Genomic DNA, 24,725 nt, shown 5'->3' on the forward strand with positions numbered 1-24,725 from the left:
GGTCTAAAGCCCTTCGAGCTCAGCCATCAGGTCACTGAGCCGATCCGCCTTGCCCTCATCCAGCGCACTGCCCTGCAACCCACGCACATACTCGGCCAACTCTTCCACCGTGCTGCACTCGAACATCGCACGCAACGGCACGTTCAATTGCAGCTGCTTCTGCACCCGCGAAGCGATCTGCGTGGCCAGCAGCGAATGCCCGCCCAGCTCGAAGAAGTTGTCATGCACCCCGACCCGTTCGGCCTTGAGCACATCGCCCCAGATACCGGCCAGCACCGCTTCCAGCTCATCCCGCGGTGCCAGGTAGGCCTGGTTGTGCTGCCCACCGATCTCGATGGCCGGCAACGCCTTGCGGTCGAGCTTGCCGTTGGCGTTGTGCGGCAGGCTGGCGAACCAGCCCCAGTGCAGCGGCACCATGTACTCCGGAAGCTCCGCACGCAGGCGCTGCTTGACCTGCTCCAGCAACGCGGCATCGGCAACCACACCCTGGTGTGCCACCAGGTAACCAACCAGGTGCTTGCCATTGGCGCTCTCCTGCACGCCCACCGCCGCATCGCGAAGCTCGGCCTGCTCGTGCAGGCGCGCCTCGATCTCGCCCAGTTCGATACGGTAGCCGCGGATCTTCACCTGGTGGTCGATGCGCCCTACATACTCGAGCACCCCGTCCGGGCGCTGGCGCGCCAGGTCACCCGTACGGTACAGGCGCTCGCCCGGCGCCCCGTGCGGGTGCGGGATGAAGGCCAGTGCCGTGCGCACCGGGTCGCCGACATAGCCGCGACCGACGCCGGTACCGGCCACACACAGCTCACCCACCGCACCCAGCGGGACCAGGGCCTGATCTTCGCCATACAGATACAGCCGGTTGTTGTCGGTCGGCGTGCCGATCGGCAGGTAACTGCCGCGGGTCGAGGCCATGTCGACGCGGAAGAAGGCCACATCATCCGAGCACTCTGCCGGCCCGTAGGCATTGACCAGGCCAACCTGCGGATAACGCTGCAGCCATTGCGCAGCAAGCTCCGGCGGCATCGCCTCGCCGGTCGGCAACATCCAGCGCAGGCCATCGAGCGCCTGATGATCGTTGGCCAGCATGCCCTGGATCAACGACGGCACGCTTTCCAGCACACTGATACCAGTGGCTTGCACATGCGCCAGCAAACCTTGTGGGTCATGGGCGATGGCGTTCGGCACGATCTCCACCCTGGCGCCGAACAACGGCGCGGCGAGGAACTGCCAGACCGAAATGTCGAAGCTCTGCGAGGCGGTCTGGGCGATCACGTCGCGCTCGCTCAAGGCCAGGTACGGCACCTTGCTCAGCTGGTTGTTGAGCATCCCGCGCTGCTCGACCATCACGCCCTTGGGCAACCCGGTGGAGCCGGAGGTGTAGATCACGTAAGCCAGGTTGTCCGGCCCGCTGTGGATGCCTGGGTTGTGGCTGGCGATGCTGCTGCCCTGCACCTCCTCCCACACCAGCAACTGTGGCCGCGCCACACCGGCCAGCTCATCCAGCAGCTGGCGCGCCTGCCCGGCACAAGCCGCGCTGCACACCAGCACCGGCGTGCGGCTCAGTTCGACGATACGCTGCAGCCGTGCCGACGGCAGGCCCGGGTCCAGCGGCAGGTAGCCGGCGCCAGCCTTGAAGCTGCCGACGATCATGCCCAGCAGCGGCAAGCCCCGCTCGGCCAGCAAGGCAACCGGTTGGTCGATGGCCACGCCTGCACCGACCAGGGCATGGCCCAGGCGGTTGGCCGCCAGGTTCAGCCCGGCATAGTCATACGACGCTTCGAGGCAGCGGGCGACTGTTCGCTCAGGGTGGGCAGCCACCTGCGCTTCGAACAGTGCCACGTAGCTCTGCTCCAGCGGGTAGGCATGCTCGGTGCGGTTGCAGTCGTCGAGCAGGAAGCGCTGTTCGTCCGCGCCCAGCAACGGCAAGGCACTCACCTCCCCTTCAAAGCCTTGCACCAGCGCCAGCAGCAGGCGCTTGAACTCAGCCAGCAAGCGTTCGACGGTCGGGTAGTCGAAGTAGCGCTGGTCGAATGACAGGTGCAGGCCCAGGTCATCGCCCGGGTAGCACACCGCCGTCAGCGGGAAGTTGGTGTGGGTGCGGCCTGAGTCGGAGCTGGCATTGAGGTGCTGGGCGTGGTCGAGCACTGCGGTTTCCACCGGTGCGTTCTCGAACACGAACAGGCTGTTGAACAGCGGTTGGCCCTTGTGCAGTTCGCTGCACTCCTGGATCGCCACCAGCGGCAGGTACTCGTACTCGCGCAGCTCCATGTTGCGTTCCAGCAAGCCCTGCAGCCACTGGCGCACGCTACGGCGCTGGCCCGGCTCGGGCAGCTGCACGCGCAGGGCGATACTGTTGATGAACAGGCCGACCGTGCGCTGCATCTGCGGCAGGCTCACCGGGCGCCCGGCCACGGTCACGCCGAAGGCCACGTCGCGATCGCCGCTGTAGCGCGCCAGCACCAGCGCCCAGGCCGCCTGGGCGAAGGTGTTGATGGTCAGCTGGTGGGCCTGGGCCAGTTCGCGCAGGCGCACGCCGTCGCTCACCTCCAGGCGCGTGTAGCAGTCGCCCACCACCATGCCGTCACCGGCGTGATCGTTGCGCAACGGGCGGTCGCTGGGCAGCGCCGTGGCGCGTTCGAAACCGGCCAGGTTGGCCTGCCACCAGCGGCGCGCTTCGCCCATGTCCTGGCGCTGCAGCCAGCCGATGTAGTCGCGGTAGCGCGGCGGCACCGGCAACTGGGCCTGACGGCCTTCGCCGAGCGCCTGGTAGATCTCGAAGAAGTCGTTCATCAGCAACGAACGGCACCAGGCATCGATGAGAATGTGGTGGTTGCTCATCATGAACCAGTAGCGCTGGTCATCGACCCGCACCAGGCGCAGGTGGAACGGTGCCTCCTGCAGCAGGGCAAAGCCCGTTTCCCGCTCCGCTTTGTGCAGGGCCTGCAGGCGCGCCTCCTGGGCGGCTTCATCAAGGCCGCGCCAGTCCTGATAATCCACCGGCGTACGGCCCGGCTTGTGGATGATCTGCAGCATGGTCTCGCCAGCGTTCCAGCTGAACGAGGCGCGCAGGGCCTCGTGACGCGCCACCACGGCCTGCCAGGCCTGGGCGAAGCGCTCGGGGTCGAGCGCGCTGTTGATGCGGTAGCGGTCCTGCATGTAGTAAAGGCCGGTACCCGGCTCCAGCAGGGTGTGCAACAGCATGCCCTCCTGCATCGGCGTCAGCGGGTAGACGTCTTCGATCCGGGCAGCGGGGACCGGCAGTGCATCGATCTGCGCCTGGGTCAGGTACGCCAGCGGGAAGTCCGATGGCGTGAAGCTGCCATTGCCATCGGCCAGGCAGTGGCTGACCAGGGCCAGCAGTTCCTGGCGGTAGGCCTCGGCCAATTGCGCGATGGTCCGCGGCTCATAACGCTCGCGGCTGTAGGTCCAACGCAGTTGCAGTGCGCCCCCGTAGACCTGGCCGTCGACGCTGAGCCAGTTCGGCAACGGCGCATCCAGGTCGTGAGCCAGGCCTGCCGGCGCATCCAGCGGCAGGAACAAGGCGGCCTCGTCGAACTGCTGGTCGAACTGCCCCAGGTAGTTGAAGGTGATGCGCGCCTGCGGCAGTGCCGCCATGCGTTCGCGGCTGGCAGCATCGCCCAGGTAGCGCAGAACACCGTAGCCCAGCCCCTTGTGCGGCACCTGACGCAGTTGCTCCTTGATGCGCTTGATCGATGTTCCGCGCGCGGCATCGTCATCGCCGACCTGCGGGTTCAGGCGCAGCGGGTAGGCGTTGGTGAACCAGCCGACGCTGCGGGTCAGGTCCATGTCCTCGAACAGGCCGTCGCGGCCGTGGCCTTCGAGCTGCACCAGCACTTCCTGATCACCACTCCAGCGGCACAGGGTGCGGGCCAGCGCGGTCAGCAGCAGGTCGTTGACCTGGGTGTGGTAGGCCGCCGGTGCCTCTTGCAGCAACTGCCGGGTCTGCGCCACGTCCAGGCTGATGGCCAAGGTGTCGGCATGCCGATGCAGGTTGCCACCCTGCGGATGATCGCACGGCAGTTCATGGCGCACGCTGCCGAGCTGGCCTTGCCACCAGCCCAGTTCGTCACGCAGTGAATCGCTGCCGGCGTAGCTGGCCAGGCGCGCGGCCCAGTCGGCCATGGCGTGGGTCTTGGCCGCCAGTGGCTGGCCGCGATACAGCGCCTGCAGGTCTTCGAGCAGCACGCGCCAGGACACGCCATCGACCACCAGGTGGTGGATCGCCAGCAACAGGCGCTGGGCGCCCTTCCCGTCACTGACCAGCAAGGCACGCAGCAGCGGGCCTCGCTCCAGGTCGAGGCTGCGTTGTACGTCGGTATACAGCGCCTGGCAGTCGGCGAAGTCGGCGACCGTGGCCGTCCACAGCAACTGCTCGGCAGACGGCGCGGCGAATGCGGCGCGGCCTTGGGTGAAGCGCAGGCGCAAGCTGTCGTGGTGCGCCACCAGCCCGGCCAGGGCCTGCTCCAGGGTGGCACGGTCCAGTGGCTGGCGTGCCTCCAGCAACACCGCCTGGTTCCAGTGCTGCGGCTGGGCCACGTCACTGTCGAAGAACCAGTGCTGAATCGGCGTGAGGCCGCTGTACCCCTCGCGTGGGCCCTGCTCGATGCTGCTCGGCGCCGCGCTGCGGCTGACCACGGCGGCCAGGGTCTGGATGGTCTGGTGCTGGAACAGGTCACGCGGGGTGAACTGCAGGCCCAGCTGGCGCGCACGGCTGACCACCTGAATCGACAGGATCGAATCGCCACCCAGCTCGAAGAAGTTGTCCTGCACACCCACGCGGGAAGTGTTGAGCACTTCGCGCCAGACCTGCGCCAGTTGCTCCTCCAGCTCATTGGCCGGCGCCTGGTAGTGCTGACGCGCCTGTTCCAGGTCCGGTGCTGGCAGTGCGCGGCGGTCGAGCTTGCCGTTGCCCATCAACGGCAGGCGTTCGAGCAGCACCAGGTGCGCAGGCACCATGTAGTCCGGCAGGTGCTGACGGGCATCGGCCTTGACCGCCTCACGCAGCCTGGACTGAGCCTCGCTGTCGGCAGTGGCCTGCTGGCAGACAAGGTAACCGACCAGCTGCTTGCCACCGGGCAGGTCGAGCGCAAGGACCACGGCCTCATCGACATCGGCATGTTCCTGCAGACGGCTTTCGATTTCACCCAGCTCGATGCGGAAGCCGCGGATCTTCACCTGCTGGTCGGCACGGCCGACGTATTCCACCAGGCCATCGGCACGCAGGCGTACCAGGTCGCCGGTGCGGTACAGGCGCCCACCGTCGCGGCTGAACGGGTCGGCGACAAAACGCTCGGCGCTGAGGCCCGGGCGGTCGTGGTAACCCTGGGCCAGGCCGGCGCCGCCGACGTAGAGCTCACCGATCCCGCCTTGCGGCAGCAGGGCCAGGTCCTCGTCGAGGATGTAGGCGGTGCGGGCACCGATCACCCGGCCGATCGGCACGCTACCAGCGTCGGCGGGCATCACCTCCGGCGCCAGGCAGGCCAGCGGCATGACCACGGTTTCGGTGGGGCCGTAGGCGTTGAAGAACTGCTGCGGGACGAAGGCCTGGCGGATGCGCTGCAGGTGCTCGCCGGTGAGCGCTTCGCCACCGGTGATCACCAGCCGCACCGGCAGTTGCTCGCCCCGCCCGGCCAGGTACTGGGCCAGCTGGCTGCCATAGCTGGGGGTGAAGCCGAGCACGCTCACCTGCTGCTCACGCACCAGCTGGCAAATGTCATCGGCGCCCCATTGGCCCTGGGCGCGCAGCACCACACGGGCGCCGCACAGCAACGGCACCAGCAACCGTTCACTGGCCGCGTCGAAGTTGATCGAATAGAAGTGCAGCTCGCAGTCATCGCTGCGCATGCCGAAGGCGTCGATCACGGCCTGGCAGTGCATGCTGATTTCACCGTGGCTGACCACCACGCCCTTGGGCTTGCCGGTGGAGCCGGAGGTGTAGATCAGGTAGGCCTGATGCTGCGGCAGGTTGAGGTTGTCCAGCGGCGCATTGCTGTGGGCCGACAGGCTCGCGGCATCGTCTTCCAGGCTCCAGCGGGCCACGCCATCAGGCAATTCGCCAAGGGTTTCGAGCAGGGCGCGCTGGCTCAGCAGCAGGCCGATGCGGCTGTCCTCGATCATGTAGCGCAGGCGGTCGAGCGGGTACTCCGGGTCGAGCGGCACATAAGCACCACCGGCCTTGAGAATGGCCAGCAAGCCGACCACCATCTCCAGCGAACGCTCCAGCGCCAGGCCCACCCGCACCTGCGGGCCGACCCCGCGTTCACGCAGGGCGCGGGCCAGGCGGTTGGCCTGCTGGTCGAGCTCGGCGTAGGTCATGTGCTGGCCGGCGAAGGTCAGCGCCCCCGCGTTCGGTGTGCGTGCAGCCTGGGCAGCGAACAGACCATGCAGGGTCTGGTCGAGGGCGAAGTCCTGTTCGCCCTGCAACTGGCCGATCAGCACCTGCTGCTCGGCATCGGCCAGCATCGGCAACTCGCACAGGCGCTGTTGCGGGTTATCGAGCAGGCCGACCAGCAACTGCTGCCAGTGCTCGGCCATGCGCGCGATGCGCGGCGCATCGAACAGGTCGCGGCTGTAGGTCAGGCAGCAGCCCAGGCGGCCGTCGAGGTCGGTGACCTCCAGGTACAGGTCGAACTTGGTGGCGCTGGCGTCGTTGACCAGGTAATCCACCTGCATGCCAGCGAGCGTGCGGCTCTGCTGGAAGGCCCAGCGCTGCACGTTGCACATCACCTGGAACAGCGGGTTGTAGGCGCTGCTGCGCGGCGGTTGCAGGGCCTCGACCAGCTGGTCGAACGGCAAGTCCTGGTGCGACTGGCCCTCAATGGCGGCCTGGCGCACCTGGTCGAGCAAGGCGGCGACGGTCATTTGCCCGTCCAGCTGGCAACGCAGCACCTGGGTGTTGAGGAAGGCGCCGATCAGGCCTTCGCTTTCCGGGCGGATACGGTTGGCCACTGGCGCGCCAATGCGCAGGTCGCGCTGGCCGCTGTAGCGGTGCAGCAACGCGGCCAGCGTGGCGGTCATGGTCATGAACAGGGTCAGCCCGCGTTGATGGTTGAAGGCGTGCACGCGGGCGACCAGCGCCGGGTCGAGGTCGAAGCGGTGCAGCTCGCCGCGGTGGCTCTGCACGGCCGGGCGCGGGCGGTCGGCGGGCAGCGCCAGCACGGGGTGCTCATCGCCCAGGCGGTCTTTCCAGTAGGCCAGCTGGCGTGCGCCCTCGCCGCTTTCCAGCCATTGCCGCTGCCACACGCTGTAGTCCAGGTATTGCACCGGCAGCGGTGCCAGTGGCGATTCTCGATCATCGACGAAGGCTTCGTAGAGCTCGCCCAACTCGCGAGCGAAAATGTCCATGGCCCAGCCTTCGGTGACGATGTGGTGCAGGGTCAGCACGAAGTAGTGTTCACGGTCTTCGGTCTTGGCCAGGCAGGCGCGCAGCAGCGGGCCGCGTTCCAGGTCGAACGGCTGGTGGGCCTGGTCGTCAGCCAGTTGCTGCAGGCGCTGCTGACGGGTATCGGCCGGTAGCGCGATGAAGTCCTGCCAGTCCAGTTGCAGCCCGCTGTCGTCGGCAACGCACTGGTACGGCACACCCTCGATGCTGGGGAAGGTGGTCCGCAGGGTTTCGTGGCGCACGATCAGCGCCTGCAGGGCGCGTTCGAAGGCATCCACATGCAGGGCGCCACGTAAACGCGCCATGCCGCCCACGTTGTAGGCGGGGCTGTCCGGCTCCATCTGCCAGAGGAACCACATGCGCTGCTGGGAGTACGACAGCGGCACGGCCTGGCGCCGGTCGACCAGGGCGATCTGGCCTTGCCGGTTGCACTCACCGGCAGCGCGGATGCGGGCGATCTCTGCACAGAACGCCGCCAGCTCGCTGGCTTCGAACAGCGCCTTGAGCGGCAGCTCGACATCGCACGCCTGGCGGGTGCGCGAGACAATCTGGGTGGCCAGCAACGAGTGGCCGCCGAGGGCGAAGAAGTCGTCGTGCAGGCCCACCTGTGGCAGGTTCAGCACCTCGCGCCAGATGGCCGCAACCTGCTGCTGCAGCGCGGTCTGTGGCTCGACATGGGCACGCTGTTGCCAGACCGGTGCGGGCAGCGCCTTGCGGTCGATCTTGCCGCTCGGGCCCAGCGGCATCTGCGCCAGGCCGATCAACTGGGACGGCACCATGTACGCCGGCAGTTGCTCGGCCAAGGCGGCCAGCAAGGCATCGGACTGTGCACTGCCGCTGCTGCCGCTATAGTAGCCGACCAGTTGCGCGCCGACCGCGTCCTGGTGGACCAGCACCACGGCCTGTTCGACACCCGGCTGGGCCAGCAGGCAGGCCTGCACTTCTTCGGGCTCGACGCGGAAGCCGCGCACCTTCACCTGCTGATCGAGGCGCCCGAGGTACTCCAGGGCGGTGTTCTGCACCTGCCAGCGGGCGCGGTCACCGCTGCGGTACAGGCGCGCGCCGTTGCCGTCGGCCTGGGGCACGAAGCGCTCGGCAGTCAGGCCCGGGCGGCCCAGGTAACCACGGGCCAGGCCGGCACCGCCCAGGTACAGCTCGCCCGGCACGCCAGGCGCAGCCAGTTCAAGCTCATCGTCCAGTACCCGGCACAGCACGTTGCCCAATGGTCGACCGATCGGCGAGCGCTCGCCATCGGCTGCCTGGCAATGCCAGTGGGTGACATTGATGGCAGTTTCGGTCGGCCCGTAGCGGTTGTGCAACTGCACCTGCGGCAGCAGTTGCAGCACACGGTCACGCAGGTGCGAAGGGAGCGCCTCGCCACCTGAGAACAGCCGGCGCAAGCTGCTGCAGCCAGCGGCCAGCGGCTCCTGCACGAACACCTGCAGCAGCGGCGGCACGAAGTGCAGGGTGGTCACGCCATGCGCCTGCACCAGCGCGGCGATACGCTGCGGGTCGCGGTGCTCGCCGGGCCCGGCCAGCACCAGCTTGCAACCGGTGATCAGCGGCCAGAAGCACTCCCACACCGAGACGTCGAAGCTGATCGGCGCTTTTTGCATCAGCACGTCGCTTTCATCCAGCGTATAAGTGGATTGCATCCACTGCAGGCGCTCGGCCAGCGCGGCATGGGTGTTGCCCACGCCTTTCGGCCGGCCGGTGGAGCCGGAGGTGTAGATCACATAGGCCAGGTTGTCGCCGTGCAGGTGCAGGCCCGGCGCCTGGCTTGGCCAGCTGTCCAAGTGCAGCTGATCGAGGGCGATGGCGCTGACGCCGTCAACCTGCGGCAGCGTGCCAAGCAGGCTGCTGTGGCTGAGCAACAGGCTGGCCTGGCAGTCGCCAAGCATGTAGGCCAGGCGCTCGGCCGGGTAGTCGACATCCAGCGGCACATAGGCGCCACCTGCCTTGAGGATGGCCAGCAGGCCGACCAGCAGCTGCGGCGAACGCTCGAGGGCGATGGCCACGCAGGTGTCGGGGCCGACGCCTTTGTCGCGCAGGTAGTGCGCCAGGCGGTTGGCCTGCTGATGCAGCTCGGCGTAGCTGAGGCTGCCGCCCTCCCACACCAGGGCAGTGCGCTCCGGGGTCAGCCGGGCCTGTTCGTTGAGCTGCTCGACCAGCAGCTGCTGCGGAGCAGGCGCAGGTGCATCACCCCATGCCAGCAGTTGCTGGCGACCCTGCTCATCCAGCAGCTGGATGTCGCCCAACGGCAGTTGCGGCTGCGCGCAGACTTGCTCGAGCAGCGCCAGCAGGTGCTGGGCCAGGCGCTTGACGGTGCTGGCCTCGAACAGCTCGGCGGCGTAGTCGAAGGCCAGGCTCAGGCGGCCCTGGTGGTCCTCCTCGCTGTGCAGCTGCAGGTCGAACTTGGCTTCGCGGCTGTGCCACGGCAGCTCTTCGGCGAGCAGGCCCGGCAGGCGGCGCAACGCTGAAAGATCACGCTGCTGGTGGTTGAACATGACCTGGAACAACCCCTGCTCGCGGGCTTCGGGCAGGGCTTCGAGCAGTTGCTCGAACGGCAGGTCCTGGTTGGCCTGGGCGTCGAGGGTCGCCCCGCGCACCTGGGCCAGCAACTGCGTGAACGGCAGGCGGCCGTCCAGGTGCGCACGCAGCACCTGGGTGTTGATGAAGAAGCCGACCATGCCCTGGGTTTCCTGGCGCGGGCGGTTGGCGTTGGGCACGCCGACGCGGATGTCGGCCTGGCCGGTGTAACGGTGCAACAGGCCTTGCCAGGCCGCCAGCAGGACCATGAACAGGCTGGCCTGCTGTTCGCCGGCCAGGCCCTTGAGGGCATCGCCCAGCCTGGCCGGCACTTTCACGCTCAGGCGTGCGGCACGGTTCTGATGGAGACTTGAGCGCGGCTGGTCCGGGTACAGGTCGAGCACGGGCGAAGTGTCGCCCAACGCGGCCTTCCAGTACGCCAGCTGGCGCGCACTCTCGCCCTCGGCCAGCCATTGGCGCTGCCAGGTGCCGTAATCGGCATAACCCAGTGTCAGCGGCGCCAGCCTGGCGTCCAGGCCCTGGCAACGGGCGGCATACAGTTTGGCGAATTCGTCGAGGAGGATGTTCAGCGACCAGCCATCGGCGACGATGTGATGCAAGGTCACCCACAGTTGATGGTCTTCATCATCCAGGCGCACCAGGGTCACGCGCAGCAGCGGGCCCTGAGTCAGGTCGAACGGTTGCCGGGCCTCGTCCTCGCGGCGCTGGCGCACGTGTTCAGGCGCCAGCCCTTCGAAGTCCAGGCGCTGAAGGCTGAACGGCTGCTCCGGCAACACATGCTGCAAGGCCTGCCCGTCTACTTCACTGAATACCGTGCGCAGCGATTCGTGGCGCGCCACCAACGCTTGAAATGCGCCTTCGAGCGCGGCTTCGTCCAGCTCGCCGCGCAGGTGCAGGCCTGCGGGAATGTTGTAGGCGGCAGACTGTGGCTGCAACTGCCAGGTCAGCCACAGGCGGTTCTGAGCCAGCGACTGCGGCAAGGCCTGGCCACGGTTCAGGGCCGTGATAGCGGTGGTTGCAGCGGCGCCTTCAGCCAGGATGGCCGCCACGCCAGCGCTGTATTCGGCCAGTGTCGGTGCCTCGAACAGGGTTCGAAGGCTCAGCGGGATAGCCAGCTCATCTGCCAGACGGGCTGTGACCTGGGTGGCCGCGATGGAGTTGCCGCCCAGCAGCAGGAAGTGATCGTCAGCGGCAACCGCCTCGACCTTGAGGACCTCGCGCCAGATGCCGGCGATGCATGCCTGCAGATCATCAGCCATTGCCGTCTCTGCAACCTGCCCGGCAGCCACGGGGAAGCGCGCATAGCAATCCAGGCTGCCGTCGTGCAGGCGCAGGCGGCAGGCCGAACGCTGCAGCTTGCCGCTGGAGGTCTTCGGCAATGCGCCCGGGTTGAGCAGCAGGACCACGGCTGGCGCCTGGCGGCAGGCATCGGCGATCACCTGGCGCAGGGTCTTGATCAGGTCCTCGGGTTTGACCGCCTTCTGCACGTTGCGGCTGATTTCCACCGCCACGCCGATGCCCTCCTCGCCCTGGTCGTCGACCGCGAACACGGCCACCCGGCCCTTGCGCAGCACGTCGACCTCACGTTCCAGGGTCTTTTCCAGGTCTTGCGGGTAAAGGTTCTGGCCGCGGACGATCAGCATGTCCTTCAGGCGCCCGGTGACGAACACCTCGCCATCACGCATGAAACCGAGGTCGCCGGTACGCAGCCAGGTCTGGCCATCCTGTTCGACGAAGGTGCGCGCCGTGGCCTCTGGGTTGCGCCAGTAACCCCGGGCGATGCTCGGGCCGCCGGCCCAGATCTCGCCGACCAGGTTGTCGCCCAGCACCGTCAGTTGCTGTGGCTCGACGATGCGCACCGCATGACCGGGCTGCGGGTAGCCACAGCTCATCAGCACACTGCCCTTGCCGGCTTCGGCTCGGTTGACGGCGAACGCCTCGGCGTCCAGCTCCAGCGCGCCGATGCCCTGGCCACGGCGGCTGCCACTGACGAACAAGGTGGCTTCGGCCAGGCCATAGCTGGCAAAGAAGCTGCCCGGCTGGAAGCCGCAGGCCGCGAACGTGTCGGCGAAGGTGGCGAGGCTGTCCTGGCGGATCGGCTCGGAGCCGGAATAGGCCACACGCCAGCGGCTCAGGTCGAGGCCGGCCAGGGCCGCCTCGCTGACCCGCTCGCTGCACAGCCGGTAGGCGAAGTCTGGCCCGCCGCTGATGGTGCCGCCGTACTCGCTGATCGCCTGCAACCAGCGCAGCGGCCGGGCGAGGAAGTAACCCGGCGACATCAGCACGCAGGGTACGCCGCTGAAGATCGGCTGCAGCAGCCCACCGATCAGGCCCATGTCGTGGTACAGCGGCAACCAGCTGACGATCACGTCGTCGGGGTTGAGGTCGATGCCGAAGCCCGAGCGGATCAACTGCTCGTTGGCCACCAGGTTGCCATGGCTGACCTGCACGCCCTTGGGCAACGCGGTGGAGCCGGAGGTGTATTGCAGGAAGGCAATGTCGTCCACCTGCAGCGCAGGCTCGCGCCAGCTGGCTGCCAATGCCGGATCGAGCGCATCCACCGCCAGCAGTTCGGGAGCATTGTCGCCGCTCAAGGCTTCAAGGCCCTGCAGGCTGTCGTGCAGCGCCGCGACGGTCAACAGCAGGCGCGGCTCGGCGTCGTCGATGATCGACAGCAGGCGCTCCTGGTGATGCCGACGCGACGACTCCGGTGGATAGGCCGGCACGGCAATGACGCCGGCGTACAGGCAACCGAAGAACGCCGCCACGTAGTCCGGGCCGCTGGGGAACAGCAGCACGGCCCGCTCGCCAAACCCGGCACGGGCCTGCAACGCCGCAGCGATGGTGCGCGCTCGCGCATCCAGGTCGCGGTAGCTGAGCACGGCCTGCTCGCCGGGGGCATCGGCCAGAAAGCGCAGGGCGATGCGGTCCGGGGTCAGCGCGGCGCGTTGCGCCAGGGCCTGGACCAGCGAGAGCGGGAGTTCGAAGGCGTCCGTCATGGGGGGTTCCTGCCAGTGTCTGGTTGAGTCGGGCTGGCTGCCTCGCACACGGTGGGCGGGCGGCTGCAGCGGCCGGATGTACACAGGGGAACGGATGGGCGCGGCAGGAAATTAGCGGCGCGAAGGGGCGCGGATGGCGGCGGAAGGTGAACTGCGTCACGCTCATCGGCTTAGAACCGAAACTAATAGAAACTCATTAACTTTCGTATTTGACAATCATTATCATTCTGAATAGTTTGTCGCACGTCGTAGGAAGCTTCCCCTTATGGGGTGCTCCCTTTCCCCTTCGAGACAAGGTGATTTCCATGGCGGAACAACTATCCACAAGTAAGTGCGATTCACCATTACTCCAGGCGTTCGTCGACAACCGCAGCATCCTGGTCAAGATCGCGGCGCGCATCACTGGCTGCCGCTCGCGCGCCGAGGATGTGGTGCAGGACGCTTTCTTCCGGCTCAGCGCCGCCCCGCAGATCACCTCGTCGTTCAAGGCGCAGCTCAGCTACCTGTTCCAGATCGTGCGCAACCTGGCCATCGACCATTACCGCAAGCAGGCGATGGAGCTGAAGTACTCCGGCAGCGAAGAGGAAGGCCTGAACGTGGTCATCCCGAACGCTTCGCCCGAGGCCACGCACATCAACCTGGCGGCACTCGAGCATATCGCCGAGGCGCTCAACGAACTGCCCCAGCGCACCCGCTATGCCTTCGAGATGTACCGCTTGCATGGCGTGCCGCAGAAGGACATCGCCAAGGAACTAGGGGTGTCGCCGACCCTGGTCAACTTCATGATTCGCGATGCTTTGGTGCATTGCCGCAAGACTGCCAACCGGCAAGCCTGAAACATCGGTGCTGGCTGCTTCGCGGGTGAACCCGCTCCCACAAAGACAGCACAGGATCTGAAGCCTGCGCGGTCCTTTGTGGGAGCGGCGGTTCGGCGCCCCGACTTGCCCGCGAAGCAGGCGACGCGGTTTCAGACCAGCTTGCAGCGGTCGAAGAACCGCTCCCGCCCCAGAATCATCAGCGCCGCGCGCTTGTGCGGGAAATCGAACTCCTTGTCGCAATGGAAGCACTGGTCGTGCATGTAGCCGATCATCTTGCCGTTGTCGGCGCGCGGCTCAGCCACCACCCGCTGGGTGCGCGGGTCGTCCAGGAACAGGTAGTGCACCAGTGCCAACAGCCAGCTGGCGACCTTGTGCGGGCCACGGTGCGCCTCTTCCCCCACCAACATATGGATGCCACGGTCGTAGTCGTCGGCCGGGTAGAACGGCGCGATGCGGTCCTCTTTGGCCCAGTAGGCTTCGAAGTAGGCAAACGGCTGGTCATCGAAGCAGCCGATCAGGGTCAGGGCATGGGGGTCGGCTTCAAGCTTGGCCAGGTACTCGCGGTGCTGCGCCAGCGTGCCCGCCTCCTGCCAGAATTTCTCTACCCGCGGGTTGTTCTGCCAGCGGTTGAAACGCTCGAGGTCCTGGTCGATTTCCAGGGTCCGCAGCGAAACCCAGGCGCCCAGGCGCGTATCGAAGCGGCGATACACCTCGCCACGGGGCTTGGGTGCCCGGCGCGGGTGGCGCTTGCCGTTGCTGAATTGCATCTGCTGCGGGTAGGCAGCGCAGGCCGAGGCGCCCAGCCATGGCTGCGGCAACTGCCAGAACAACGTACGTTCGCACAGGTACACACCGTCGGCTTCGCTGGCCAGCAACAAACCACTGGCCAATGCCTCGGGCACGCTTGCCGACAGATGCACAGCCAGGCGCTGACGTGCCGGGTCACGCGACAGCAGCCAGTAGCAGGCAGCCCACAACGCCTGCTGCGGGCGCTGCGAACACAGGCTCTGCACATGGGCTTGCAGCGTATCGCCCGGCACCAGGCGTACCTGGATCAGTGGGCGGCCTTCAAGGGTCAGGCTCAACCAGCCGTCGCCCTCCTCGGCATTGAGGCTGCGCCAGCGGGGGAGAGACAGGGGCTGCGAAGCGGCATCGGATGGCATGGTCTGGGCTCACGGCAAAAGGAAAGAAAGGCTCACTGCTGATGACGTGCCCGTGCCAGGGGAATTTAGTCGTGCGGCGCGGCGACGGTGATCTGGTAGGGCTGGAAGATACGCGCCAGTTCACCCGTGTTGCGCAGGTTACCCATCAGCTCGGCGAACTTGCGATCACTGATCGGTGAACCGGGGCGGAGCAAGGCATAGTGGTGATAGACCTGGTCGATGCGCTGCGAGGCGATCAGCTGGCTGAAGCTCTCGGGGTTGCGGGCGAGGAAGTCGCTCAGGTACGAGCGCGTCACCAGGGCAATGTCGGAGCGGCCGGCCTGCACCATCAGCAGGTTGCTGTCGTGGGAGTAGGTCAGTGTCGCGTTGTAGGCCTTGCGCAGGTAGTTGGGGTCGGGGTTGAAGTTGGCAAAGGCGTAGTGATAACCGTTGAACAAGGCCAGGCGCTTGCCACCCAGGCTATCGAAGTAATGCGGGTCACGGCCATCGGCCTTCCTGGCGACGAACACCTCGGCATCCTCCAGGCCCATGTCCACCGTCTGGTGGGGGATCTGCTGCCAACCCCACTCGGGGTTCTCGAAGATCGCCATGTCGGTGCGACCTTGCTGGAAATCACCAAAGCGCCGCTGGATGGACGTGGGCACCAGGACGAAACGGTAATCCTGCTGCAGGCGGTTCAAGGCCTCGACCAGCTGTGGCAGCAAACCGGTGTCGGCGCCCTGCTCCGGGCGCACGGTGTAAGGCGGGAAATGCGCGGCGCCGATCTTCACGTCGATGGCCTCGGCGGCCCACGCTGGCACCGCCAGCCAGGCTGCCGCCAGCATCAACAGGGTGGAAATTACCTTCAGGCCGGGCGCTGGAGTCAAAACGGACGCTCATCACGGTTCATACCTGGATGCGCCTAAGCTAGGCGTTTTCCCGGCATGGCACAACTGCTGGTTATGCCAAAGTGAGGGCATTTTGCCAGGGGATGCCGTGTGGCCAGACATTGGCTACGCTGCTTTGGCATAGATGGCGAGGGAGCCTGGTATGGGCCACTGGTTGGTGATCGACCTGGAAGCCACCACCGATGACGGTGGCTGGCCGGTCACGGAGATGGAAATCATTGAAATCGGCGCCAGCCTGGTGACCCGCGAAGGCCGTGAAGTGGACCACTTCCAGCGTTTCGTGCGGCCCCGGCGGCGGCCACAGCTGACACCGTTCTGCCGCGAGCTGACGCACATCAGCCAGGCCAACGTCGACAGTGCTGCGGCGTTCCCGGAGGTTTGGGCGCGCTTCGAGCGCTGGCTGGAGCACCATCGCGGGCAGCTGCAGGCCTGGGTCAGCTGGGGTGACTACGACCGCCAGCAGCTGCTGCAGGAGTGGCGCCAGCATGCGGTCGACAGCCTGCTGCGCGAGCTGCCGCACATCAACCTCAAGCAGCGTTTCGCCAAGGCCCGCCACCTGCAGCGCCCGGCCGGGCTCAATGGTGCGCTGCAACTGGCCGGCATGCACTTCTGCGGGCAGCAGCACCGGGCCTTGGAAGATGCACGCAACACCGCACGCCTGCTGCCATTGAGCCTGCCTGCGAACGGTACTTGAAAGCAGATGACGGGGCGAATGGGCTTGGGCATACTGGCCAGCCCTTTTTTCACCCCCATTCTTTCAGGAGTCGCCCATGTTCCAGGTCAACGAGTACTTCAACGGCACCGTCAAGTCGATCGCATTCGCGGGCGAAGAAGGCCCTGCCACTGTGGGCGTGATGGCCCCGGGCGAATACGAGTTCGGCACCGCCAAGCGCGAGATCATGCACGTGGTGTCCGGCGCCCTGACCGTGAAGCTGCCAGGTAGCGACAACTGGGAAACCTTCAACGCTGGCGACAAGTTCAACGTACCGGCCGACAGCAAGTTCCAGCTGCAGGTGAAGGTGGATACCGCCTACCTGTGCGAGTACCGCGACTAAGCGCCAGCCTGTACCGGCCCTTTCGCGGGCTAGCCCGCTCCCACAGGTTAAGCACCACACTCGAGGGCAGTGGTGAACCTGTGGGAGCGGGTTTACCCGCGAAAAATCCAGCACTAAACCTTCAGGAAATTCGCCACCTTTTCAGCCGCAGCCTGCAAGTGCTGCTCATGGCTGAATCCCGAAGCCTTCAGCGGCTTAAGGTCATGATCCCCCGCCACCAGCCAGCTCACCTCGATCGACGGTGACAGCGCATACCCTTGCACTGCCTCGCGATTGCCCAGCGCATCGCGCTCCCCCTGCACGATCAACGTACGCGTATTCAGCCCTGCCAGGTGCTCGACCCTGGGCTTCTCGGGCTTGCCCACCGCATAGAAGGGATACCCCAGGCACACCAGCGCATCCGCGCCCAATTCATCGGCCAACAGGCTGGCCATGCGCCCGCCCATCGACTTGCCGCCAATGCCCAGCCTGCCCGTGACCAAAGGTCGCACCTGCCGGTACACCTCGCGCCAGCATTCGAGCAGCACCTTCTGCGGATTGGGCGGCCGCTTGCCGCCGCCATGACGCCGCTCGGCCATGTAGGGGAACTCGAAACGAACCACCCCGACCCCAAGCGCCGCCAGCCTTCGCGCCATTTCGTTCATGAAGTCGCTGTCCATCGGCGCGCCCGCGCCGTGAGCCAGGATCAGGCACGCGGACGCACCGCCCTCGCCCCCGTTTCGCGGAGGATCGCAGCGCAAGCCTGGGACATTTCCGACTTGCGCCCATTGATCCCCGTCAATACCGGCACTTTGCCCATTACTCATGCTTGCCTCGCTGTAAAGCCTGCCAAAATAACCGTGGATGGGAACCCATACATGAACACAACCAGCAGTACCGCCTATAACTACAAGGTGGTCCGCCAATTCGCCATCATGACGGTGGTGTGGGGAATCGTCGGGATGGGGCTCGGCGTCTTCATCGCCGCCCAGCTCGCCTGGCCTTCCCTCAACTTCGACCTCCCCTGGACCAGCTTCGGCCGCCTGCGACCCCTGCATACCAATGCGGTGATCTTTGCCTTCGGCGGCTGCGCGCTGTTCGCCACCTCCTATTATTCGGTGCAACGCACCTGCCAGACCACCCTGTTCGCACCGGGCCTGGCCGCGTTCACCTTCTGGGGCTGGCAATTGGTGATCCTGCTGGCGGCCATCACCCTGCCGCTGGGCTACACCAGCTCCAAGGAATACGCCGAGCTGGAATGGCCGATCGACATCCTCATCACCATCGTCTGGGTGTGCTACGCCATCGTGTTCTTCGGCACGCTGATGAAGCGCAACACCAAGCATATCTACGTGGGCAACTGGTTCTTCGGCGCCTTCATCCTCACCGTGGCGCTGCTGCACATCGTCAACAACCTGGAGCTGCCGGTCAGCCTGACCAAGTCGTACTCGGTTTACGCTGGCGCCACCGACGCCATGGTGCAGTGGTGGTACGGGCACAACGCGGTGGGCTTCTTCCTCACCGCCGGCTTCCTCGGGATGATGTACTACTACGTGCCCAAGCAGGCCGAACGCCCGGTGTATTCCTATCGCCTGTCGATCGTCCACTTCTGGGCGCTGATCACCCTGTACATCTGGGCCGGCCCGCACCACCTGCACTACACCGCCCTGCCGGACTGGGCGCAGTCGCTGGGCATGGTGATGTCGCTGATCCTGCTGGCACCAAGCTGGGGCGGCATGATCAACGGCATGATGACCCTCTCGGGGGCCTGGCACAAACTGCGCAGCGACCCGATCCTGCGCTTTTTGGTGGTGTCGCTGGCGTTCTACGGCATGTCCACCTTCGAAGGCCCGATGATGGCCATCAAGACGGTCAACGCCCTGTCCCACTACACCGACTGGACCATCGGCCACGTGCACGCCGGCGCCCTCGGCTGGGTGGCGATGATTTCGATCGGCGCGCTGTACCACACCATCCCGAAAGTGTTCGGCAAGCAGCAGATGCACAGCCTGGGCCTGATCAACGCGCACTTCTGGCTGGCGACCATCGGCACCGTGCTGTACATCGCCTCGATGTGGGTCAACGGCATCGCCCAGGGCCTGATGTGGCGCGCGGTCAACAGCGACGGCACGCTGACCTACTCGTTCGTGGAAACCCTGGTGGCCAGCCACCCAGGCTTCATCGTGCGCTTCGTCGGTGGCGCGATCTTCCTCAGCGGCATGTTCCTGATGGCCTGGAACACCTGGCGCACCGTGCGTTCGCCGGCGCTCGACGCTGCCCCTGCGACCGCCCAGCTGGCTTGAGGAGACCTGCCTGATGAAACATGAAGTCATCGAGAAAAACGTCGGCCTGCTGGCCCTGCTGATGGTGTTTGCCGTGAGCATCGGCGGCCTGACCCAGATCGTTCCGCTGTTCTTCCAGGACGTCACCAACAAGCCGGTCGAAGGCATGAAGCCTTACACCGCGCTGCAACTGGAAGGCCGCGACATCTACATCCGCGAAGGTTGCGTCGGTTGCCACTCGCAGATGATCCGCCCGTTCCGCGCCGAAACCGAGCGCTACGGCCACTACTCGGTCGCCGGCGAAAGCGTCTGGGACCACCCCTTCCTGTGGGGCTCCAAGCGCACCGGCCCGGACCTGGCCCGGGTCGGCGGCCGCTACTCGGACGACTGGCACCGCGCGCACCTGTACAACCCGCGCAACGTGGTACCGGAGTCGAAGATGCCGTCGTACCCGTGGCTGGTCGCCGAAAAGGTCGACAACAGCCACACCGACACCAAGATGCGCACCCTGCGCACCCTCGGCGTGCCGTATACCGACGAGGACATCGCCGGGGCCCGTGACGCGGTCAAGGGCAAGACCGAGATGGACGCCCTGGTCGCCTACCTGCAGGTGCTCGGCACCGCCATCAAGAACAAGAGGTAAGTGCCATGGAAATGGACATCGGCATGATCCGCGGCCTGGGCACCCTGGTGGTGATGATCGCCTTCATCGGCCTGTCGCTGTGGGTGTTCAACCGTCGCCGCGACCATGATTTCGCCGAAGCGCGCCTGCTGCCCTTCGTCGACGACCGCCTGCCCCCCGCCGGGCAGGAACCTGCTGCCATGACTGCGGCTGTGAGGAGCAAAGCGCAATGACCACCTTCTGGAGTACCTACATCAGCGTACTGACCCTCGGCAGCCTGATCGGCCTGGCCTGGCTGTTGCTGTCCACCCGCAAGGGCCAGAGCAACAGCACCACCGACCAGACCATGGGGCACAGCTTCGATGGCATCGAGGAGTACGACAACCCGCTGCCCAAGTGGTGGTTCTGGCTGTTCGTCGGCACCCTGGTGTTCGGTGCCGGCTACCTGGTGCTGTACCCGGGCCTGGGCAACTGGAAAGGCATCCTGCCCGGCTACGAGAATGGCTGGACCGGCGCCAACGAGTGGCAGAAGGAAATGGAAAAGGCCGACGCCAGGTTCGGCCCGATCTTTGCCAAGTACGCCGCCATGCCGCTGGAGGATGTGGCCAAGGACCCGCAAGCGCTGAAAATGGGCAGCCGCCTGTTCGCCTCCAACTGCTCGGTGTGCCACGGCTCGGATGCCAAGGGCGCCTACGGCTTCCCCAACCTCACCGACCAGGACTGGCGCTGGGGCGGCGAACCGGAAACCATCAAGGCCTCGATCATGAACGGCCGCCACGGCGTGATGCCAGCGTGGGCCGAGGTGATCGGGGAACAGGGCGTGGCGGATGTCGCCGCCTTCGTGCTGACCAACCTCGATGGCCGCAGCCTGCCGGAAGGGGTCAAGGCCGACCCGCTCAAGGGCAAGGAACTCTTCGCCAGCAACTGCGTGGCCTGCCACGGGCCTGAAGGCAAAGGCACCCCTGCCATGGGCGCGCCGAACCTGACCCATCCGCAGGCGTTCATCTATGGTTCGAGCTCTGCCCAGTTGCAGCAGACCATTCGCTATGGCCGCCAAGGGCAGATGCCAGCCCAGGCGGACATCCAGGGCAATGACAAGGTGCATCTGCTGGCAGCCTATGTGTACAGCCTGTCGCAGAATGGCGCCTCAGAGAACCTGACCGCCCAGTAATACCCCCGGGGCCGCATTGCGGCCCCTCTCCCCGCTCTACCCCCGCCCTTGCACCCCCTCCGAACAGAACTAAGCTTGTTGCCACAGTGGGCTTCGCTCCCAAAGGACCGAAGCAGACGCGGCGTACAGCCTGATGCCGCCCGGAAAAAAAGCTTGACCGATCGATCAGAAAAATATGAAAAACGGTACACATTACAAATATTTATTTGTGTACAATCGTCCCGACCCTCTCGCCGCGGGACACCGGCGAAAGGGCCCGGACACGGGTCGGCGCAAGGATCCTTGCGTTGCCATAACCCCAGTGGTTATCGATACTGGCGCCGATTTTTCGACCAACAAGAACACCAAAACCGTGGAACCTTAGAATGAGCACAGCAATCAGTCCGACTGCTTATAACTATAAGGTCGTCCGCCAGTTCGCCATCATGACGGTGGTCTGGGGGATCCTTGGCATGGGCCTGGGCGTCTTCATCGCCTCGCAGCTGGTGTGGCCGCAACTGAACCTGGACCTGCCCTGGACCAGCTTCGGCCGCCTGCGCCCGCTGCACACCAACCTGGTCATCTTCGCCTTCGGTGGCTGTGCGCTGTTCGGCACCAGTTACTACGTGGTGCAGCGCACCTGCCAGACCCGGCTGATCTCCGACAGCATGGCCGCCTTCACCTTCTGGGGCTGGCAGGCGGTGATCGTCGGCGCGCTGATCACCCTGCCGATGGGCTTCACCACCACCAAGGAATACGCCGAGCTCGAGTGGCCGCTGGCGATCCTGCTGGCCATCGTCTGGGTCACCTACGGGCTGGTGTTCTTCGGCACCATCGTCAAGCGCAAGACCAAGCACATCTATGTCGGCAACTGGTTCTACGGTGCCTTCATCGTGGTCACCGCGATGCTGCACATCGTCAACCACATCTCGCTGCCGGTCAGCCTGTTCAAGTCGTACTCGGCCTACGCCGGCGCCACCGACGCGATGATCCAGTGGTGGTACGGCCACAACGCGGTGGGTTTCTTCCTCACCACCGGCTTCCTGGGGATGATGTACTACTTCGTGCCCAAGCAGGCTGAACGGCCGATCTACTCCTATCGCCTGTCGATCGTCCACTTCTGGGCGCTGATCACCCTGTACATCTGGGCCGGCCCGCACCACCTGCACTACACCGCACTGCCGGACTGGGCGCAGTCGCTGGGCATGGTGATGTCGATCATCCTCCTGGCACCGAGCTGGGGCGGCATGATCAACGGCATGATGACCCTCTCGGGGGCCTGGCACAAACTGCGCACCGACCCGATCCTGCGCTTTTTGGTGGTATCGCTGGCGTTCTACGGCATGTCCACCTTCGAAGGCCCGATGATGGCCATCAAGACCGTGAACTCGCTGTCGCACTACACCGACTGGACCATCGGCCACGTGCACGCCGGTGCCCTCGGCTGGGTGGCGATGATCTCCATCGGCGCGGTGTACCACATGATCCCGAAACTCTACGGCCGCGAGCAGATGCACAGCGTCGGCCTGATCAACGCGCACTTCTGGCTGGCGACCATCGGCACCGTGCTGTACATCGCCTCGATGTGGGTCAACGGCATCACCCAGGGCCTGATGTGGCGCGCCATCAACGATGACGGCACGCTCACCTACTCCTTCGTCGAAGCCCTGCAGGCCAGCCACCCGGGCTACATCGTCCGCGCCCTGGGCGGTGCGTTCTTCGCCACCGGCATGCTGCTGATGGCCTACAACGTGTTCCGTACCGTACGTGCCGCCAACCCGGCACAGGCCGAGGAAGCCGCCAAGATCGTCGTCGTGGGAGCGCACTGATGAAGCATGAAGCCGTCGAGAAGAACATAGGCCTGCTGGCCTTCTTCATGGTCATCGCCGTGAGCGTCGGTGGCCTGACCCAGATCGTCCCGCTGTTTTTCCAGGACGTCACCAACAAGCCGGTCGAAGGCATGAAGCCGCGCACCGCGCTGGAAGTCGAAGGCCGCGACATCTACATCCGTGAAGGCTGCGTGGGCTGCCACTCGCAGATGATCCGCCCGTTCCGCGCCGAAACCGAGCGCTACGGCCACTACTCGGTCGCCGGCGAAAGCGTCTGGGACCACCCGTTCCTGTGGGGCTCCAAGCGCACCGGCCCGGACCTGGCCCGCGTCGGTGGCCGCTACTCCGATGACTGGCACCGCGCGCACCTGTACAACCCGCGCAACGTGGTGCCGGAGTCGAAGATGCCGGCCTACCCGTGGCTGGTCGAGAACAAGCTCGACGGCAAGGACACCGCGAAGAAGCTGGAAGTGCTGCGCACCCTCGGCACGCCGTACAGCGACGCCGACATCGCCGGTGCCCGCGACGCGGTCAAGGGCAAGACCGAAATGGACGCACTGGTCGCGTACCTGCAAGGTCTTGGCACCATCATCAAAAGCAAACGGTGACGCTGATGGACATCGGGATGATTCGCGGCCTGGGCACCGTCGTGGTGATGGTGGCCTTCGTGGGCCTGGCGCTGTGGGTGTTCAGCCCGCGACGCAAGAAGGACTTCGACGAAGCGACCCAACTGCCCTTTGCGGATGATCCCGGGGCCAGCAAGCACGTCGAGCAAGCAAAAGCTTCTGGGAGCAAACAACAATGACAACCTTCTGGAGTCTGTACGTTACCGTCCTGACCCTGGGCACCATCTTCTCGCTGACCTGGCTGCTGCTGTCGACCCGCAAGGGCCAGCGCGAAGAGGTCACCGACGAAACCGTCGGGCATGCCTTCGATGGCATCGAGGAATACGACAACCCCCTGCCGAAATGGTGGTTCTGGCTGTTCGTCGGCACCATCATCTTCGCCCTCGGCTACCTGGTGCTGTACCCGGGCCTGGGCAACTGGAAAGGCATTCTGCCGGGCTATTCCTACCTGGATAACGACAAGCAGACCGAGTTCTCCAACGGCCAGCCGGGCTGGACTGGCGTGCACGAGTGGGAAAAGGAAATGGCCAAGGCCAACGCACGCTTCGGGCCGATCTTCGCCAAGTTCGCGGCGATGCCGATCGAAGAGGTCGCCAAGGACCCGCAGGCACTGAAGATGGGCGCACGCCTGTTCGCCTCGAACTGCTCGGTGTGCCACGGTTCCGACGCCAAGGGCGCCTACGGCTTCCCCAACCTGACCGACCAGGACTGGCGCTGGGGCGGCGAGCCGGAAACCATCAAGACCACCATCATGGGCGGCCGCCACGGCGTGATGCCAGCCTGGGGTGAAGTGCTCGGCGAACAGGGCGTGGCCGATGTCGCCGCGTTCGTCACCAGCAAGCTCGATGGCCGCACACTGCCCGAAGGCGCCAAGGCCGATGCCGAGAACGGCCAGAAGCTGTTCGCCGCCAACTGCGTGGCCTGCCACGGGCCCGAGGGCAAGGGCACCCCAGCCATGGGTGCGCCAAACCTGACCCACCCGCAGGCGTTCATCTACGGTTCGAGCTTTGCCCAGTTGCAGCAGACCATTCGCTATGGCCGCCAGGGGCAGATGCCAGCGCAAGAACAGCTGCAGGGTAATGACAAGGTGCACTTGCTGGCGGCTTATGTGTACAGCCTGTCGCACCAGCCGGAGGCGGCCCAGCAGGCCGAGTAAGGCAGGCCAGGCCTCTTCGCGGGCTTGCCCGCTCCCACAGGGACCGCACACAGCTGGAGGCCTGTGCTGTACCTGTGGGAGCGGGCAAGCCCGCGAAGAGGCCGGCAAAAGCAGCACAAGCTGACCTGGATCAATTGACACCCGCCATAACACGATTCATACCACGAACCCAACGCGACTAAAGGTCGCAGCGCGATCCCATAC

At 65.7% G+C, this 24,725-nt stretch carries 15 protein-coding genes; 11 read left to right on the forward strand and 4 right to left on the reverse strand.

Annotated elements, in window-relative coordinates; translation table 11 throughout:
- Positions 1 to 3: 3 nt before the first annotated feature.
- Entirely contained in the window at positions 4 to 12,954 is a 12,951-nt protein-coding gene (locus tag CAF78_RS00170; protein WP_085673163.1) for a non-ribosomal peptide synthetase, read from the reverse strand.
- Between the two features lie 305 nt (positions 12,955 to 13,259).
- Here CAF78_RS00170 and CAF78_RS00175 point away from each other — a divergent pair, with 305 nt between their 5' ends.
- A complete protein-coding gene (locus CAF78_RS00175) occupies positions 13,260 to 13,790 on the forward strand; it encodes an RNA polymerase factor sigma-70 (protein ID WP_079229034.1) in 531 nt (176 codons plus the stop codon).
- Positions 13,791 to 13,921: 131 nt separating this feature from the next.
- Here CAF78_RS00175 and CAF78_RS00180 read toward each other — a convergent pair whose 3' ends face one another.
- Together CAF78_RS00180 and CAF78_RS00185 are read right to left on the reverse strand one after the other, a co-directional pair.
- Positions 13,922 to 14,935, reverse strand: coding sequence for a GNAT family N-acetyltransferase (locus CAF78_RS00180; protein WP_085673165.1), 1,014 nt, complete (start codon positions 14,933 to 14,935; stop codon positions 13,922 to 13,924).
- 65 nt (positions 14,936 to 15,000) lie between these two features.
- Positions 15,001 to 15,801 carry an ABC transporter substrate-binding protein gene (locus CAF78_RS00185; RefSeq protein WP_085673167.1) on the reverse strand — a complete coding sequence of 267 codons (801 nt, stop codon included), beginning with the start codon at positions 15,799 to 15,801 and terminating at the stop codon, positions 15,001 to 15,003.
- 163 nt (positions 15,802 to 15,964) lie between these two features.
- Between CAF78_RS00185 and CAF78_RS00190 the strand changes: the two genes are divergently transcribed.
- Together CAF78_RS00190 and CAF78_RS00195 are read left to right on the forward strand one after the other, a co-directional pair.
- Positions 15,965 to 16,516 carry an exonuclease domain-containing protein gene (locus tag CAF78_RS00190; protein WP_085673169.1) on the forward strand — a complete coding sequence of 184 codons (552 nt, stop codon included), beginning with the start codon at positions 15,965 to 15,967 and terminating at the stop codon, positions 16,514 to 16,516.
- Positions 16,517 to 16,592: 76 nt separating this feature from the next.
- A complete protein-coding gene (locus tag CAF78_RS00195; RefSeq protein WP_013973489.1) occupies positions 16,593 to 16,877 on the forward strand; it encodes a pyrimidine/purine nucleoside phosphorylase in 285 nt (94 codons plus the stop codon).
- 113 nt (positions 16,878 to 16,990) lie between these two features.
- On the opposite strand, the gene CAF78_RS00200 is transcribed toward CAF78_RS00195, so the two are convergent.
- On the reverse strand, positions 16,991 to 17,683 hold the full coding sequence (locus tag CAF78_RS00200; RefSeq protein WP_085673171.1) for an alpha/beta family hydrolase: 693 nt from the start codon (positions 17,681 to 17,683) through the stop codon (positions 16,991 to 16,993).
- Between the two features lie 51 nt (positions 17,684 to 17,734).
- On the opposite strand from CAF78_RS00200, the gene ccoN (CAF78_RS00205) reads away from it, so the two are divergent.
- The 8 genes from ccoN (CAF78_RS00205) (at position 17,735) to ccoP (CAF78_RS00245) (ending at position 24,521) form a co-directional block, all read left to right on the forward strand.
- Complete coding sequence (ccoN, locus tag CAF78_RS00205; RefSeq protein WP_085673174.1) at positions 17,735 to 19,159, forward strand: cytochrome-c oxidase, cbb3-type subunit I; 1,425 nt, start codon at positions 17,735 to 17,737, stop codon at positions 19,157 to 19,159.
- Between the two features lie 13 nt (positions 19,160 to 19,172).
- Positions 19,173 to 19,781: a cytochrome-c oxidase, cbb3-type subunit II gene (gene ccoO, locus CAF78_RS00210; RefSeq protein ID WP_054884101.1), complete on the forward strand. Its 609-nt coding sequence runs from the start codon at positions 19,173 to 19,175 to the stop codon at positions 19,779 to 19,781.
- A gap of 5 nt (positions 19,782 to 19,786) precedes the next feature.
- A complete protein-coding gene (locus CAF78_RS00215) occupies positions 19,787 to 19,993 on the forward strand; it encodes a CcoQ/FixQ family Cbb3-type cytochrome c oxidase assembly chaperone (protein ID WP_054884102.1) in 207 nt (68 codons plus the stop codon).
- A complete protein-coding gene (ccoP, locus tag CAF78_RS00220; RefSeq protein ID WP_085673176.1) occupies positions 19,990 to 20,931 on the forward strand; it encodes a cytochrome-c oxidase, cbb3-type subunit III in 942 nt (313 codons plus the stop codon). The genes CAF78_RS00215 and ccoP (CAF78_RS00220) overlap by 4 nt, the downstream gene beginning before the upstream one ends.
- Before the next feature lie 365 nt (positions 20,932 to 21,296).
- The gene (gene ccoN / locus CAF78_RS00230; RefSeq protein ID WP_085677877.1) at positions 21,297 to 22,739 is read left to right on the forward strand and encodes a cytochrome-c oxidase, cbb3-type subunit I; all 1,443 of its coding nucleotides are present in this window, start codon (positions 21,297 to 21,299) and stop codon (positions 22,737 to 22,739) included.
- A complete protein-coding gene (gene ccoO / locus CAF78_RS00235; RefSeq protein WP_054884105.1) occupies positions 22,739 to 23,347 on the forward strand; it encodes a cytochrome-c oxidase, cbb3-type subunit II in 609 nt (202 codons plus the stop codon). The genes ccoN (CAF78_RS00230) and ccoO (CAF78_RS00235) overlap by 1 nt, the downstream gene beginning before the upstream one ends.
- A 5-nt stretch (positions 23,348 to 23,352) precedes the next feature.
- A complete protein-coding gene (locus tag CAF78_RS00240) occupies positions 23,353 to 23,544 on the forward strand; it encodes a cbb3-type cytochrome c oxidase subunit 3 (RefSeq protein WP_085677876.1) in 192 nt (63 codons plus the stop codon).
- Positions 23,541 to 24,521 (forward strand): cytochrome-c oxidase, cbb3-type subunit III, encoded by a 981-nt coding sequence (gene ccoP, locus CAF78_RS00245; protein WP_085677875.1) that lies wholly within the window; start codon positions 23,541 to 23,543, stop codon positions 24,519 to 24,521. The genes CAF78_RS00240 and ccoP (CAF78_RS00245) overlap by 4 nt, the downstream gene beginning before the upstream one ends.
- Positions 24,522 to 24,725 lie beyond the last annotated feature (204 nt).

Source organism: Pseudomonas sp. R28(2017), assembly GCF_002112505.1.
Taxonomy (GTDB): Bacteria; Pseudomonadota; Gammaproteobacteria; order Pseudomonadales; family Pseudomonadaceae; genus Aquipseudomonas.